General features: G+C 35.3%; 17 protein-coding genes, 2 pseudogenes and 2 riboswitches. Of the genes and pseudogenes, 7 read left to right on the top strand and 12 right to left on the bottom strand.

Annotated features, from left to right (window positions below; genetic code table 11):
• Positions 1-296, top strand: a 296-nt coding sequence (locus tag DVJ99_RS03255) for an IS30 family transposase (RefSeq protein ID WP_114603114.1), incomplete at its 5' end; no start/stop codon positions are given.
• A 61-nt stretch (positions 297-357) separates the two neighbouring features.
• Positions 358-723 (top strand): annotated as a pseudogene (locus tag DVJ99_RS03250) (ATP-binding protein); the annotation flags it as partial.
• A 97-nt stretch (positions 724-820) separates the two neighbouring features.
• On the opposite strand, the gene ribH reads toward DVJ99_RS03250, so the two are convergent.
• From ribH to DVJ99_RS03215, 7 genes and pseudogenes are all read right to left on the bottom strand, one after another.
• Positions 821-1,285 carry a 6,7-dimethyl-8-ribityllumazine synthase gene (gene ribH / locus DVJ99_RS03245; RefSeq protein ID WP_114603113.1) on the bottom strand — a complete coding sequence of 155 codons (465 nt, stop codon included), beginning with the start codon at positions 1,283-1,285 and terminating at the stop codon, positions 821-823.
• 39 nt (positions 1,286-1,324) lie between these two features.
• Complete coding sequence (ribB, locus tag DVJ99_RS03240; protein WP_114603112.1) at positions 1,325-2,506, bottom strand: 3,4-dihydroxy-2-butanone-4-phosphate synthase; 1,182 nt, start codon at positions 2,504-2,506, stop codon at positions 1,325-1,327.
• Positions 2,507-2,521: 15 nt separating this feature from the next.
• Positions 2,522-3,154 carry a riboflavin synthase gene (locus tag DVJ99_RS03235; RefSeq protein ID WP_114603111.1) on the bottom strand — a complete coding sequence of 211 codons (633 nt, stop codon included), beginning with the start codon at positions 3,152-3,154 and terminating at the stop codon, positions 2,522-2,524.
• Between the two features lie 4 nt (positions 3,155-3,158).
• Positions 3,159-4,208, bottom strand: a complete 1,050-nt coding sequence (gene ribD / locus DVJ99_RS03230) for a bifunctional diaminohydroxyphosphoribosylaminopyrimidine deaminase/5-amino-6-(5-phosphoribosylamino)uracil reductase RibD (protein WP_114603110.1) — start codon at positions 4,206-4,208, stop codon at positions 3,159-3,161.
• 169 nt (positions 4,209-4,377) lie between these two features.
• A riboswitch (FMN riboswitch) is annotated at positions 4,378-4,513 on the bottom strand.
• Between the two features lie 97 nt (positions 4,514-4,610).
• A pseudogene (locus tag DVJ99_RS03225) lies at positions 4,611-6,092 on the bottom strand (FAD/NAD(P)-binding protein).
• A 131-nt stretch (positions 6,093-6,223) separates the two neighbouring features.
• Positions 6,224-7,069, bottom strand: coding sequence for a peptidoglycan release complex glucosaminidase SagB (sagB, locus tag DVJ99_RS03220; RefSeq protein WP_114603109.1), 846 nt, complete (start codon positions 7,067-7,069; stop codon positions 6,224-6,226).
• 287 nt (positions 7,070-7,356) lie between these two features.
• Complete coding sequence (locus tag DVJ99_RS03215; protein ID WP_105992500.1) at positions 7,357-7,578, bottom strand: hypothetical protein; 222 nt, start codon at positions 7,576-7,578, stop codon at positions 7,357-7,359.
• A gap of 203 nt (positions 7,579-7,781) precedes the next feature.
• Between DVJ99_RS03215 and DVJ99_RS03210 the strand changes: the two genes are divergently transcribed.
• The gene (locus DVJ99_RS03210; protein ID WP_114603108.1) at positions 7,782-8,282 is read left to right on the top strand and encodes a sigma-70 family RNA polymerase sigma factor; all 501 of its coding nucleotides are present in this window, start codon (positions 7,782-7,784) and stop codon (positions 8,280-8,282) included.
• The gene (locus tag DVJ99_RS03205) at positions 8,279-8,719 is read left to right on the top strand and encodes a hypothetical protein (protein ID WP_114603107.1); all 441 of its coding nucleotides are present in this window, start codon (positions 8,279-8,281) and stop codon (positions 8,717-8,719) included. The genes DVJ99_RS03210 and DVJ99_RS03205 overlap by 4 nt, the downstream gene beginning before the upstream one ends.
• Here the strand turns inward: DVJ99_RS03205 and DVJ99_RS03200 are convergent.
• On the bottom strand, positions 8,703-9,155 hold the full coding sequence (locus DVJ99_RS03200; protein WP_114603106.1) for a hypothetical protein: 453 nt from the start codon (positions 9,153-9,155) through the stop codon (positions 8,703-8,705). The genes DVJ99_RS03205 and DVJ99_RS03200 overlap by 17 nt on opposite strands.
• Before the next feature lie 142 nt (positions 9,156-9,297).
• Complete coding sequence (locus tag DVJ99_RS03195; protein WP_114603105.1) at positions 9,298-10,014, bottom strand: transaldolase; 717 nt, start codon at positions 10,012-10,014, stop codon at positions 9,298-9,300.
• A gap of 184 nt (positions 10,015-10,198) precedes the next feature.
• Here DVJ99_RS03195 and DVJ99_RS03190 point away from each other — a divergent pair, with 184 nt between their 5' ends.
• From DVJ99_RS03190 to DVJ99_RS03180, 3 genes are all read left to right on the top strand, one after another.
• Positions 10,199-10,504: a hypothetical protein gene (locus tag DVJ99_RS03190; protein ID WP_105992495.1), complete on the top strand. Its 306-nt coding sequence runs from the start codon at positions 10,199-10,201 to the stop codon at positions 10,502-10,504.
• Between the two features lie 72 nt (positions 10,505-10,576).
• Positions 10,577-10,948 carry a fluoride efflux transporter CrcB gene (gene crcB / locus DVJ99_RS03185; RefSeq protein ID WP_114603104.1) on the top strand — a complete coding sequence of 124 codons (372 nt, stop codon included), beginning with the start codon at positions 10,577-10,579 and terminating at the stop codon, positions 10,946-10,948.
• On the top strand, positions 10,941-11,294 hold the full coding sequence (locus DVJ99_RS03180) for a fluoride efflux transporter FluC (RefSeq protein WP_114603103.1): 354 nt from the start codon (positions 10,941-10,943) through the stop codon (positions 11,292-11,294). The genes crcB and DVJ99_RS03180 overlap by 8 nt, the downstream gene beginning before the upstream one ends.
• 79 nt (positions 11,295-11,373) lie before the next feature.
• Here DVJ99_RS03180 and DVJ99_RS03175 read toward each other — a convergent pair whose 3' ends face one another.
• The 3 genes from DVJ99_RS03175 to metK all read right to left on the bottom strand — a co-directional run bounded on the left by DVJ99_RS03175 (position 11,374) and on the right by metK (position 14,545).
• Positions 11,374-12,213 (bottom strand): aldo/keto reductase, encoded by an 840-nt coding sequence (locus tag DVJ99_RS03175; protein WP_114603102.1) that lies wholly within the window; start codon positions 12,211-12,213, stop codon positions 11,374-11,376.
• Positions 12,214-12,351: 138 nt separating this feature from the next.
• Positions 12,352-13,251 (bottom strand): NERD domain-containing protein, encoded by a 900-nt coding sequence (locus DVJ99_RS03170; protein WP_105992491.1) that lies wholly within the window; start codon positions 13,249-13,251, stop codon positions 12,352-12,354.
• Between the two features lie 97 nt (positions 13,252-13,348).
• The gene (metK, locus tag DVJ99_RS03165; RefSeq protein ID WP_114603101.1) at positions 13,349-14,545 is read right to left on the bottom strand and encodes a methionine adenosyltransferase; all 1,197 of its coding nucleotides are present in this window, start codon (positions 14,543-14,545) and stop codon (positions 13,349-13,351) included.
• A 107-nt stretch (positions 14,546-14,652) separates the two neighbouring features.
• Positions 14,653-14,768: riboswitch (SAM riboswitch) on the bottom strand.
• Positions 14,769-14,822: the final 54 nt, after the last annotated feature.

Here is a 14,822-nt window from a genome sequence, read left to right as displayed (position 1 = left end):
GATTATCTATTACACCAGATAGAAGTAAAGAGTTTTCTAAACATCCAGAAATTACGTCAGAGTTAGATAACATTCCATTTTATTTTCTTGATTCTCATTCCCCTTGGCAACGTGGAACTAATGAAAATACAAATGGATTGATTAGAGAATATATAGCCAAAGGTATTGATATTGATAACATTACAGAAGAACAAATAGAACACTATGTTTATAAGTTGAATACACGTCCTCGTAAACGATTTGATTGGAAAACACCCACAGAGCTTTTCAATGATAAAGTGTTGCACTTAATTTGACAATTGAAGGTATCAAAAAAGGCGGGAAGTTTTACCTTCCCACCATAAAAGATGAAGAACCAAAAAAAGAAAGAATACCTATTTCATTAAATGCCATCAATTAATAGAGAATTTGCATAAAGCAAAGAATTAGGGGGAGATTAGAAGCCAGACTAAAACATTATAGTAATTATAAGCTTTTAATCATAGATGAGATAGGTTATCTACCAATAGATGTTGAATATGCAAATCTATTTTTTAAAATTGTTGATCGTCGTTATGAAAAGAAGAGTCTTATACTGATTACAAACATTAATTTCAAATCCAGGGACGAAGTGTTTCTTGATAGAATCCTTAATCATGTGAATATTGTGTCTATAGTTGGAAAGTTGTATAGATAAAGAATTATTTAAGTGAAGAAACAAATTTATATATTTTTATTTTATAATTTAATATTAAAATCTTGTTGTTTTTAATATTATTTTTGTCCCACCCCCTCATATTGCCTTTTAAATAAAGTAATCTATCTGTTAAATCAATTGAACTTAAGCTTCAATTGATTTTAATAAGTTAGCCATTTCAATTGCTGCCATAGCCGCTTCAGCGCCTTTATTACCTGCTTTAGTCCCAGCACGTTCAACAGCTTGTTCAATCGTTTCAGTTGTTAACACACCGAAAATGACTGGTAATCCGCTTGTATCGCTTACTTTAGATACACCTTTTGCTACTTCGTTGCAGACATAATCATAGTGAGAAGTTGCCCCTCTGATGACACATCCTAATGTAATTACTGCATCATATTTTCCGGTTTGTGCTAATTTTTTCGCTGCCAATGGAATTTCAAATGCACCTGGCACATAAGCCACATCGATTTGGTTGCCATCTACTTCATGACGTACTAAAACATCTTTCGCACCTTCTAATAAGCGTCCTGTAATAAAGTCGTTGAATCTGCTCACAACGATACCGATTTTTAAATCCTGTCCTAATAATTTTCCTTCAAAGTTCATTGTTAATTCCTCCAATTATTTAATGATTGATTCTTTTACTTAAATCATATGTCCCATTTTCATTTTCTTTGTATGCATATAATCATGGTTATGTTCACATTCAGGAACAATCAGTTCAATACGTTTTTCCACGTCAATTCCGTAATGTTTTAAACCTTTGAATTTCTCTGGGTTATTGCTGAGTAAATTGACTTTTTCTATGTCGAAATGTTTTAGAATTTCAGCCGCATGATAATAATCACGCAAGTCTTCATCAAAACCTAAAGCTAAATTGGCAGTGACTGTGTCGTAACCTTTTTCAATCAATTCATAAGCTTTTAATTTATTGATTAAACCGATACCTCTGCCCTCTTGCGGTAAATAAATAATCATACCGCCATGCTCATTGATGTATTTCATTGCTGCTTCTAATTGCGCCCCGCAGTCGCATCTCTGACTGTGGAAAATATCGCCTGTTAAACAAGAGGAATGAATCCGTACATTTTCTACATTTTGAACATCGCCTTTTACAATAGCCACAATTTCATCATGTGAATAATCAGATTCAAAGCCATACATATCAAACGTACCGAAATCTGTAGGCATTTTAACTTTTGCTTTAGCATGCATATGCGTTTCATGTACTTTGCGGTAATGGATCAAGGCTTCAATAGAAATCATTTTCAACTGATGTTTTTCTTTAAATGCTTGCAGCTGTTCACCTTTTGCCATTGTGCCGTCTTCATTCATAATTTCACATATCAATCCTGCAGGTTTCGAACCTGTCATTTCAGCTAAATCTACTGCTGCTTCTGTATGGCCTTGTCTAACCAACACCCCGCCCGTTCTTGCTATTAACGGGAATAAATGTCCTGGTCGATTGAAGTCGCTTGCAGTACTGTTCTCATCAATCAAAGCACGAGCTGTCATCATTCGTTCATCGGCACTGATGCCTGTTGTAGTATGAATATGGTCGATACTTTCAGTAAACGCAGTACCGAACTCATCGCTATTTTCTTTAACCATCGGCTCTAAATTCAATGATTTAGCTAATGATAGTGAGATCGGCGCACAAATTAAACCGCGGCCTTCTTGTGCCATAAAATTCACAGTATTATCATTCATTAATTCAGTAATCGCAACTAAATCACCTTCATTTTCACGATCTTCATTATCGACAACAATGATACTTTCACCTTGTTTAAGTGCTTCAACAGCACTTTCTATAGAATCAAATTGCATTTATCAACACTCCTCTTAAAAGCCGAATTGCATAAGTTTCTCTTTAGTCAATTCCGACTTGTCATTTGAAATTGCTTTTTGTACATATTTAAATAACATATCCGCTTCTAAATGAACTTTATCGCCCACACGTTTCTGACCTAAAACAGTCGATCGTTTAGTTTCAGGAATCAAATGGATATCAAATTGTCCATGGTCAAGTCTGAAAATCGTCAAACTTGTTCCATCAACAGTGATAGAACCTTGCTGAACCATTTGATCTGTAATCGATGCAGGACATTGTACAGTTACGATGTTAGAGTTTGAAGAAGGTCTGATTTTAATAATCGACCCTACTTCATCAACATGTCCTAAAACAAAATGTCCGCCGAACCTGCCTTGACTGGGCATGGCACGCTCTAAATTCACGCGATTGCCTTTTGTCAGCTGCGATAAATATGTTTTGTCTTCGGTTCCTTTAATGACATTGACATCAAAGGAAGATGAATCAAAGGAAGTTACTGTTAAACATGCACCATTCACGCTGATTGAATCACCGATATGCATATCTTCTATGATAGTTTGACATGCTATCGTCACTTTGATGACATTTTGTTCTGTAGTCATTCGGTCAATCGTACCGATTTCTTCTACAATACCGGTAAACATGAAATCACTTCTTTCTTAATACAACTTTGATATTTTGATCAATGATTTCAGAATGGTCAATTTCAAATTGAGGAACTTGTTCCAGCGGTAAAATGCTGTCAGTTTGATAAAACTGATAAGCGCCAGAACCTCCAATTACTTTCGGGGCGTAGTAAATAATCAGTGTTTGTACACACTGCGATTGGAGAAATTGAGAAGTCACTTTAGGACCGGCTTCAACATAGACTGAGCCGATACCTTTCTTATATAAATCTTTTAAAACAGTTTCAATTGAACAATCATCAAGTACAATCACCTGTACGTGAGATTGAAGTTCATCTGTTTTTATTTGGTTATTTTCTGTGTATACATAGACAGGCGAAATCGGATCATGAAATATGTTCTGGTTCCAATCCAAATTACCGCTGCGTGCTAATATCACACGAACGGGTTGGCGTTCACCTTCTAACCTCACCGTTAAACTCGGATTATCCGCAGCAACAGTACCTGCACCGGTCAAAATTGCATCATGACGTGCACGCTGCAAAAATACTTCTTGTTTAACACCAGGATTGGTAATCCATTTGCTTTGACCCTCATCCGTAGCTTGTTTGCCATCCAAACTTACACTTACCTTTAATGTTACTTCTGGTATTTGTGCTTGTTTAGCTTTAAAAAAGTCTGTATACATTGCTTCTGCCTCAGATTGATGCTGATAATCCACTTCAATACCTGCCGCTGCTAAAATATCATCTCCAGGAGAATCCAAAGTAATGTCTTTCATAGCATAGACAACTTTTTTTATCCCCGCTTCGATAATTTTATTAACACACGGCGGCGTGGATCCAAAATGTGTACAAGGTTCTAAAGATACATAGATGGTAGCACCTTTTGCTGCATATCCAGCCATATCTAATGCTTGTACTTCAGCATGTTTTTCTCCCTGCTTCAAATGTGCGCCGAGTCCGACAATTTTGCCGTCTTTGACAACCACAGAACCGACTGCAGGGTTAACACCTGTTTGGCCTTCAGCCATTTTTGCTAATTGTATAGCATTTTGTAAAAAACGATTCAAACAATCACCTCATTAAAAAATCCGCTGTCTCAAATAAAGAGGCAACGGATTAGAATATATCAACGTTGGATAATTAAGCAGACCAGTCCCTATAGTAAGAAAGCTGATTTCTGTATAGCGAACTAGACCCCACTTAAATACCAATTAAAATTAATATTTAATGACGTCTTGATTCTTTCTCCCATCCAGACTTTAACTGTCGGCTCTAGATTTACACTAGATCAGCCATACTCATCAAATGAGTACAGGTCGCAGGCTTATAATTTACTGCCGGTTGGGAATTTCACCCTGCCCCGAAAGAATATTATGAAATTGTTTCTGAATCGATCGAGCATGTATTTCGTGCTCATAAGAATATCATAGCTTACTTTATTTTATATGACAATAATTTTAACTTATTCGTTATCTGTTTTCAGCATGATATTCATACAGACTCTCAACAGCCTGAACGGATTGACGCACTATCATATTGACACCGTTACGTGCTTGATTGATACCATTAGTGATTTGACCGATCGCAATTAAATGCGGCAAAGTCCCGTATCTTGGGCTAATTACTTGATTGGTCTCCGGCACAATTTGAATCCCGCCCATCGGGTGCGCTTGAACAATTTGTCTATTCGCAATATCAATTAAGAATGCATCATCTTCATCTAAATCTTTAAGTTGTGTGCGCGGTCCTGTCGCATTAATCACTACGTTGTATTGTTCTGTTTTAGTATCATCATTATATTTGAAGATAAACGTATCATTTTCTTGTGTCACTTCTGCTAAATCTTTTTTAATAATTAAATGACCATTTTCAATCTCTTCAATTAATAATCGCGCAGTACGCGGCGGCATCGGATTAGAATTGGCTTTAAGTATCGGCATGTATTCTTTCATGAAAATCTTTTGATCTTCGATGCTCAAACTATTCCAAATCCAGTTCATATTTTCTTTGATAGTTTCTAACAAACTTTGGAAAACACCTAAGATTTCAGGATGCGCCAAATCATATTTTAAATCCTTAATCGGATCTCCGACACGTCGATGTACTAATTGTTCTAATGGAATATTCAATTCTTCGCACTCTTGTTTAAACAATTGAATGGCAGATTCTAACGGTACCACGCCGAAATGAGATTTAATAATATTGTTAAAGTTGTCTTTTGTTACATATTTCAATGTAATATCAGGCATTTCACCTCTGACACTCGGCAACTCTCCTTTTCTGCTTACAGCTGTTAAAGGCAAGTTAGGATGATGTTTTACAACATAACGAATAACATCTAAACTGGATAATCCAGTACCGATAACCGCAATATCATCTGTGCCATTCACTGTATTCAGCGTTTCATACGTCGGATACGGTGATTTGATAAATCCTTTTAATCCCTTGAGTTTGTAAGGATCATGATACGACATTGTTCCGACAGTCAAGAAGACATAGTCATATTGTCGGCATGCTTCGTGCTGATGATTCGTACATACAAAATATTGAATCTGTGCATCCTTTTCAAACCCTTTTTCTAAAAACATTTCAGTCGCTTTTTCAGTAATGATATGTATATTGTCATACTGATTGCTGAAACGTTCTAAATAGCTTTTCATGTAATGGCCGAATACAAATCTCGGCAAATACGCAGCGTTATCGAATTTAAATTCATCTTGGTTTTCATACCATTTATAAAATTCTTCTTGGTCATTTAAATTCAACGACATATCTTTACTCGGCAAGTTGATTAATAATTGCGAACTGTCGTTTTGAAAAGGCACACCTTACCCCATATTTTTCGCATTATCATACACATCTATTTCTAGTTCTTTAAAATATGAATGCTGCTCTAATTGTCTTAAGATACTGACGCCTGCCGTACCCATTCCTATAATTGCAACGCGCATCGTTGATAACCTCCTCTTAACCAACACTTTTAGTTATACACTGTCTATTATGCTATAAACAAAAATAAAGCGAAACAATTAAATCTCAAACATTTAATCATTCCGCTTTAACTTTATTCAATATTAAACTATTATTGGTGTTTTTTATCGTCTTTATAAACAAATAATTTGAAGTATTTACCTTCAGTGTTGATTTTTTCATAGAAGTTCGCAATCAATGATGCGTTGCTTTCCGCCCATTTTATATCTGTCGCATATTGATGTTCACCTGGATTCTTAGGATTCCATCTCATGCTGTATAATGTATTTTGATCTGGGTTGGATAAGAAATGTTTGTGGATGAATTCTGCACCGCCGTCAATGGCTTTTTCTGGTGTATCCCATCCATGTTTCTTAGCGTATTCTGCACCTGTTTTGACAGGGTCTTTATCTAATGCGCCTACACCGTAGAAATTATAATATTTCTTACCGTCTATCTCTACACCTTTTGATAATTCACTTTTAACAGCGCCTGTTTCCAAGACAGCATGCGAAATCAAGTAGACTTCGTTCACTTGGCGTTTTTTCGCTGCATGTATAAAATCTTCTGTGTGGGATAACAAGGTAGGTCGGTCCGCTAGCATACGCTTAATTCTATTCTTATCAATACCTTGATACTTAGATAAATCTAAAAATTGATATTTTTGAATATCATCATCTATGAAGTTTTTACTATCCATCGCTTTTTTAATTTCTGTACCAGTTGCATCATGCCATCTGTCATTCTTGTCAGAAACCTGCTGGCTTGTATAGTTATCGATTTGTTTTTTCGCTGCTTCTTCTAAAGTCACATCTAAATGTTCAACTTTCTCTACTTTCTTAACGTGTTTAAATAAGACTTGATCTGAAATCATAGAAAAGAAAATAAAGCCAGTAACAGCCAAAATAACAAGCAGCCCTATTATAGCGAAGATAGAGCCCTTCTTGTGCTTCGTCATAATTACACCTCTTAGGTCAAGTTAAATTAAAGTTGATGCGTATTGATTCTAAATCTTAACACTTTTTTAAGTGTATAACAATTCAAAGTTGTCCACTCCACATTTTATCATACCTTTTGAAATGTGACTGGAATGAAGTCAGAATGTAATATTGCTGTAGTCTTCATATAATATTTTTATAACGTCAGTAATAATTAAGTGCAATATAACATTACAAAATAAAAAACAGCCTATTTATTTACAGTGAAACTGTAATAAACAGGCAGAATTCTATAAAAGCACGTTTATTATTCCGGACGTTTATACTCCATCATAATAAAGCTGGCTGCTTCTGATCTATTCTTATAATAGTAACGATTCAAATCGATCGTTCCTTCTATTTTTCCATCGCGATACATCATTTCATTCGTCATATTATTAATCATTACAAAATCTGAACTATCTTTAATCATGTCCAATTCATCATGGCGTGCAAAAAAGTGTTCCAAATTTAAATGTGCGTAATCCATAGAATCCTCCCGTCTTATAGTGAATTATGCTTTATCGTTATGTTTCGGTTCATTTCTGCAATCAAATTCAGTTAAAAATTTATTTCTACCCTTCTATTTAACACTTATTTTGTACAATAAGCAAATGAAATAATTTATAAACTTCGTTAAACTTATTTCAACTGGAAATAACATGTTATGCCCATAGATTGAATAGGTACGAGATGAATATAGAGACATTAATCATCCGTAACCAAGGGATTATTTACACATTGTTGAAGAAATATAATATCAAGTATGATGTCGAAGAATATGCACAATTACTTTCCATTAAAATGTGGTCATTATTGCGACAATTCGACATGTCTATTCATAATAGCATGAGCGGATATTTATTTCAAAGGCTTAATTTTTATTTAGTGGACCAGTTCCGAAAGAAAGGAAAATGCCTGGAGGATACGATTGGAGACTTTACTCTTATTGAAAATCACAGTGCTATAAACTCTACTAAAAATCATCTATCGCAACTCATTGCATCAGAGTATTATGCATTGTTGAATGATTGCGAAAGAATGTGGCTGAACCTTAAGCTTTGCGGATATAAACAATTCGAAATTCAAACGCTGATGAAAAAATCTGCGACTAGCATCCGCAAATATCAAACACAGGCACGCACTAAATTAGCACCTTTGAAAAAATTTCTAAAAGGAGCGTCGCATGCATGACAAATTACCGCAGACCTAAAATTTTATATTTCACATCTTATCCGCATCAAACGTTTCAAATTGAATGTGCTTATAATTTGTTTCATGAATTAACGAAAGTTCCATTGAGTTCGTATATGAATGCATTACTCAGACATTACCAATACACCCCGAAATATTCATCTCATGAACTCAAAAGTATGCTGAATATACGTAAACATCTGCCATTGATTATTAATCAGCAAACCATTCTGTTCCCAATCCGCAATAAACGCTCTCCTATCCAGCATTTTATTAACGGACTGGAAATTTCTGGTGTGCAATGCCATTACTCTATGACACGATTGATTTTCAAAAATGGCGAACAACTCATAGTAGATGCCCATTATGCATTGATTCACCGTAAATGGCTAGAATGTATCTTTTTATATAATCTGACTTTTAATGCTGCTGATTAAAACGGCATTCAAGCAGCTTTTTGGTAAAGTACGCAGTGACTTTCTTCATTAAAATACTAGATACAATGATTGCTAATATTCCGCCTGTTAAAATCAATATAAGTTGCAGCATCGATAGATCGACTTGAGGATGTACAAAATATTGAACGACATTCAGGCTTGATAATAAGCCGAATAAAAACAAACCAAGTAATAATGCATTGATTAACAGCATTCCTGCAATAATTAAGAAGAAAGAGGCTGTTCCTTGGTTGCGTTCACGAAAAATGTGCGTACGCAAAAACTGATTAGAAAACTTAATCGGCTTCTTGTAAATTGCTTGAGGATCCTGATTTTGTTCTACTTCAGATAAAACTTGATTCAGCTGTGCTTTTTCTTTATTATTCAAGAACCAAAGCTGCTTTTTTACTTTTGTTTCAAAATGCTCTTTTTTCACTACACCTATACACCTGCCCGATTCTTATTTAAAAAAGAGGCAGAAATAACTTTTAATAAGGGAATCTACCTTATGAAAAGATTATTTCTGCCTTTATTTTATACTAGCTTTAAAGGTTTAGATACCTTTAATTTTGTTTGAATTAAAGAATTGAAAGTCCTGATTTTTTAATATCTTTCGCAAATCCTTCAACAGTATCTACTGATAATTCGTTGATATCTCTTCCGATATTAGGAATTTTGCTGATAACACCTGCTGGGCAAGTAATAATATCTGTACCGATTTCGTCTGCTTGAATGACATTAAATAATTCGCGGCAGCTAGCCCATAATAATTTAACGCCTTCTTTAGAATGAGTAACTTCTACAGATTCTTTCATAAGCGGTAATGGGTCTACACCTGTATCAGCGATACGGCCTGCGAATACAGAAACATAAGTCGGTACACCTTCAGTTACTGCTTCAGTAATTTCTTTAACTTGCTCGATTGTATAAACAGCTGTCACATTCAACTGAACTTGATTGGCTGATAATTTTTCAATTAAAGGAATTGTTGATTCGCCTTTTGTATTAACAATAGGAATTTTAACAAATACGTTTTTACCGTATTGTTTTAAAATTTCAGCTTCTTTTTCCATTGTTTCAAGATCATCTGCGAAAACTTCGAATGAAATTGAAGCATCAGGAATTGCTTTAACTGCTTCTTCTGCGAATGCTTTATAATCTGTTACACCCGCTTTAGCCATTAGACTTGGGTTTGTAGTAAAACCATCTACCTCGTTATTTTTATAGGCTCTTTTCATTTCTTCAATATCTGCACCATCCGCAAATACTTCAACATTTAAATCTGCTTTTACCATAATATAAGTGCCTCCTTCATATTACTTGCAATCCTTTTGAAAGTAATTTGATTATAACACTCAGAGGTTCAAATCGCGATTGATTAACTCAAACGTCCATTCCTATCTTACGATTTTGTAAAGAAATGGTTGCACCTTCATAATCTATGATAATATTAAAGAATGTAAAGAAATGGAGGTCATCATGTCACGGTCAAAACTTTATTTTTATCTCACGCTTATACTTATTGTTATAAGTTTTAACTTCAACATGTTTAATCCACTATTAAACGAACAATTTCATTCTATCGTCAAAAAGATTATCACCAGCAGTATCATTAATGTCATTATTTTGATTGTTGCTATTATTCTAGCGGATAAATCAATCAAACATGCCAAAGATCGTAAAGATTGGATTCGACCAGCAAGCAAATTTCTGCCAATCCTTTTACTGATTGTAATTGTCATTCATATTGTTGCGTCATTATTCTCTTTCGGTATGCTTAAATAATTTTAAAACAAGATTGACATTTTATGAGCATCGTAGAATAATTTATATATTACGATTGTAAGAGGCGATAATGTGCAGTATTTATATGTTTTTGCAGGCGGTGCCATAGGTGCATTGCTGCGCTATTTATTTTCATTTTTAAATTCCGGACAAGGTTTTCCGATAGGCACATTTACCGCAAACTTAGCTGGTGCCTTTTTGATGGGATTGATTTCAGCATTGGCTATCCAATACTTTAAAGATCATCCATTAGTCAAGAAAGGCATCACTACAGGTTTGCTAGGTGCATTGACAACCTTTTCCACGTTTCAATTTGAACTGGTTAAAATGCTTGCCCATCAGCAAATACCTTTACTCATTATTTATGCCCTTTCAAGTTATGTGTTAGGTATAATTTTATGTTATATCGGAACCAAATTGGGAGGTGCGTTAAGCAATGATTAATCTGCTTTTAGTAATGGTTGGCGGCGGTTTAGGTGCAGTTGTACGTGCAGCTGTCACAAATAGTTGTAAAAATCTACGTACGCAGCTTCCGATTGCGACGTTAATCGTTAACTTAGCCGGCAGCTTTTTAATCAGTATTATTTCAGGTATGGCCATAGGACATGCGTTTGTGTCGCCATTGCTCGTTACAGGCTTTTTAGGTGGTTTAACCACTTTTTCTACACTTTCTTCAGAGCTGTCACAAATGCTAATGAATAAAACAAAACTGACACTGTTCATTATTTATAGTTTATTGCAGTATGGTTTATGTTTTGCGGCTTGTCTGATCGGCTATCATTTAGTTTAAAAATGAAAAGATAAGCAAAAATAGAGAAGCAGGTTTTGTAGTGAACCCGCTTCTCTATTTTTATTCTATGTTATTCTCTTTATTTATGACCTTCATAATGTTCTGGGTCAGGCCCTACTCTTTTATTTTGATTCAAATTATCAAGGCGCTGCATTTGGTCTTCAGTAAGTTCGAAATCAAAGACCTGAATATTCTCATTGATACGAGAAGGTGTTATTGATTTTGGAATTACTACCACATCATGTTGAAGATTCCAACGAATGATAACTTGTGCTGGAGATCTATCAACTTCTTCTGCAATTTGTTTTACAGTTTCATCTTCAAGAATTTGTGCATTCATTAAGGGCGACCATGATTCCATTTGAATACGCTGTGCATTTAAATATAAGTTTAAATCACTTTGTGTCAGATAAGGATGAAATTCAACTTGATTGATAACAGGTTTGATAGAAGCATGTGATAATAAGGCTTCTAAATGATGGGGATGGAAATTGCTGACGCCGATGTTTTTAACTTTATTATCTTTCAATAAATCTTCCATACCCTGCCATGTTTCTATCATTAAATCTTCATCTGTTCCAGGCCAGTGCATTAAGTATAAATCTAAATAGTCCAGTCCTAATTTATCCAGCGATGTTTGATAAGCCGCTTCTACATTCGTTCTACCATAATCATCCAACCATAGTTTAGAGGTAATAAACACATCTGAACGTTTTAATCCTGCAGCGGCTATACCTGCTTTAATACCTTCTCCTACTTTTTCTTCGTTTTGATAAATCATAGCAGTATCAATACTTCTATAACCTTGTTCAATAGCATATTGAACAGATGCTTTTAATTGATCATTATTTTCTACTCTGAAAGTGCCTAATCCGACTTTCGGCATTGTATTACCATTGTAAAATGTAATATACTCCATCTCTATCTCTCCTTTAGACTTCGCTTTTCTCAACCTTTACTATACGCTTAATTGTTAAACAGTGCATGAGTGAAAGTCCTGGTTAAAAATAAAAAGTACCATCCACTGCAATACTTGCAGTCAATGGTACTTTGTCGTTTAGTTGAATGATTCGATTTCTTCCATGACACGTTGCAAATCTTCAACATTATATTGAATACGTCCATGAAATACGAATTTATTAAAGTATTCATCTAACTGTTCAGGTCCAACCAATACTTTTGTATTCGTTGTTTGAGAATAGTTAGAAATCGTTACAGCACCCTCATTTTTAGGGTTGAAGTAAAGCAATGCCATCGGTGTATATTTCAAATCTAATTCGCGTTTCAGCGTTTCAGCAAGCTGTTCTACACGTTTTAATTGATTTGAATAATTCACAAATGAAGCTGATTGCTTATCGTCATTCTCATCTAACACAAGTGTTTGAGGATGACGTTTATCTAAATCAAGCACATCAAAGACTTGTTCAATTGTCGGTAAAGTACTGAATTGTTCTTTACTGATACCGTTATAAACATGCCCTTTCAATAACTGTGAATCAATAATGTATAACCCTGTACGCGTTAACACTAAATGACTGATGCGATCAATATCATTGAAATCGTTCTTCGGCAAGAAAATATTCGCCATGATGTGCATATCTTCAGGACGGATACGTTTTTCTTTGACCAAGCGATCTCTGATACCGATTAAACGCATATCTGTCACATATTCACTATGATTTTTAGAGAAGAGCTTCAGCGCATCAATTTCACGGTCTTTCGAAGTAACTGTTTCATCAAAATCAGCGCGTTGTTTAGTGACCGCTTTTTTATGTTCGACGCGTTCTTTTTCCAACTCGTCTTCATAATTTTCTTTTAAACTTCTTTCTTTTGCCTCATATTGTTCTTCTGCTTGCAGTTTTGCTTTCTTCTTACTGTTTAACGCAATTAAGAAGAGTACAAAACAGATAACAGCTACAACAATTGCTGCAATTAAACCAATTTCCAATGGTCCCATAACATATTTCCGCTCCTTTACTTATCTTACTACCAATTATAAAGGAAATTTTCAAATGTATCGATAATAAAGCGTATTTTATTCAAAAAGTACGAAATTATGCTTGGACTGCTGCTTTCAATACATCCACTTTATCAACACGTTCCCAAGGTAATGCAACATCTGTACGGCCGAAGTGACCATATGCTGCTGTTTGTTTATAAATCGGGCGTTTCAAGTCTAACATCTTAATGATGCCTGCTGGGCGCAAATCAAAGTTATCTCTGACTGCTTGAACTAACACACCTTCAGACACTTTGCCTGTACCAAATGTATCAATTGAAATCGATACTGGTTCAGCAACACCGATTGCATAAGCAAGCTGTACTTCGCATTTATCTGCTAATCCCGCAGCAACAATATTCTTAGCCACATAACGTGCCGCATAAGCTGCTGAACGGTCCACTTTTGTAGGATCCTTACCGCTGAAGCATCCGCCGCCGTGACGTGCAAATCCGCCATAAGTATCTACAATAATCTTACGGCCTGTTAAACCAGCATCACCTTGCGGTCCGCCGATTACAAAACGTCCTGTAGGATTGATGAAGAATTTTGTTTCTTCATCTAATAATGCTTTCGGTACAATTGGATCGATAACATGCGCTTTGATGTCTTTTTGAATTTGATCTAAACTTACATCTTCTGCATGCTGTGTAGATAATACAATAGTATCAATACGAACAGGCTGATCGTTTTCATCGTATTCAACAGTCACTTGAACTTTGCCGTCCGGTCTTAAGTATGTTAAAGTACCGTCTTTTCTAACATCTGATAAGCGTTTTGCTAATTGATGAGAGAAGTAGATAGGTGAAGGCATATAAGTTTCTGTTTCATTAGTCGCATAACCAAACATTAAACCTTGGTCCCCTGCACCTGTACTTTCGATTTCTTCTTCCGTAATTTCATTTCTGTATTCCAGCGCACGGTCAACTGCTTGAGCAATATCAGGTGATTGTTCATCAATTACTGACATAACCGCCATTGTTTGGCTGTCATAACCATATTTTGCTCGTGTATAACCGATTTCTTCTACTGTATCTCTGACAACTTTAGGAAAATCAACATAAGTTGCTGTAGAAATTTCTCCGACAATCATAGCCATTCCTGTAGTGACTACTGTTTCGCAAGCTACTCTTGCATCCGGATCTTTCTTTAATAATTCATCCAAAATAGCGTCTGAAATTTGGTCCGCTATTTTATCAGGATGCCCTTCTGTAACAGATTCTGACGTAAATAATCTTCTATTATTCGACATAACTGACTCCTTTTGATTTTTTTACGAAAATTCTCTATCTACGAGCTCAAATAAAAAAGGACTTTCTAACTATATACATAGAGAGAAAGCCCTTAAACGTCCTTTCGCTCTTATCGTTCAAACGTCTTCTATGACATTTGCAAACGGTTTGGCACCTTTCTCCAATAAGGAGAGGTTGCTGGGCTTCTTTGGGTCCATGTCCCTCCGCCACTCAGGATAAGAGAATCCGTTACACACAATACTACCCAAACAATTTACACTTGTCAATTCTATGTTT

Source organism: Staphylococcus sp. EZ-P03, assembly GCF_003344575.1.
In the GTDB taxonomy this organism is placed as follows: domain Bacteria; phylum Bacillota; class Bacilli; order Staphylococcales; family Staphylococcaceae; genus Staphylococcus; species Staphylococcus simulans_B.
This window is presented reverse-complemented; position numbering and strand designations above follow the sequence as displayed.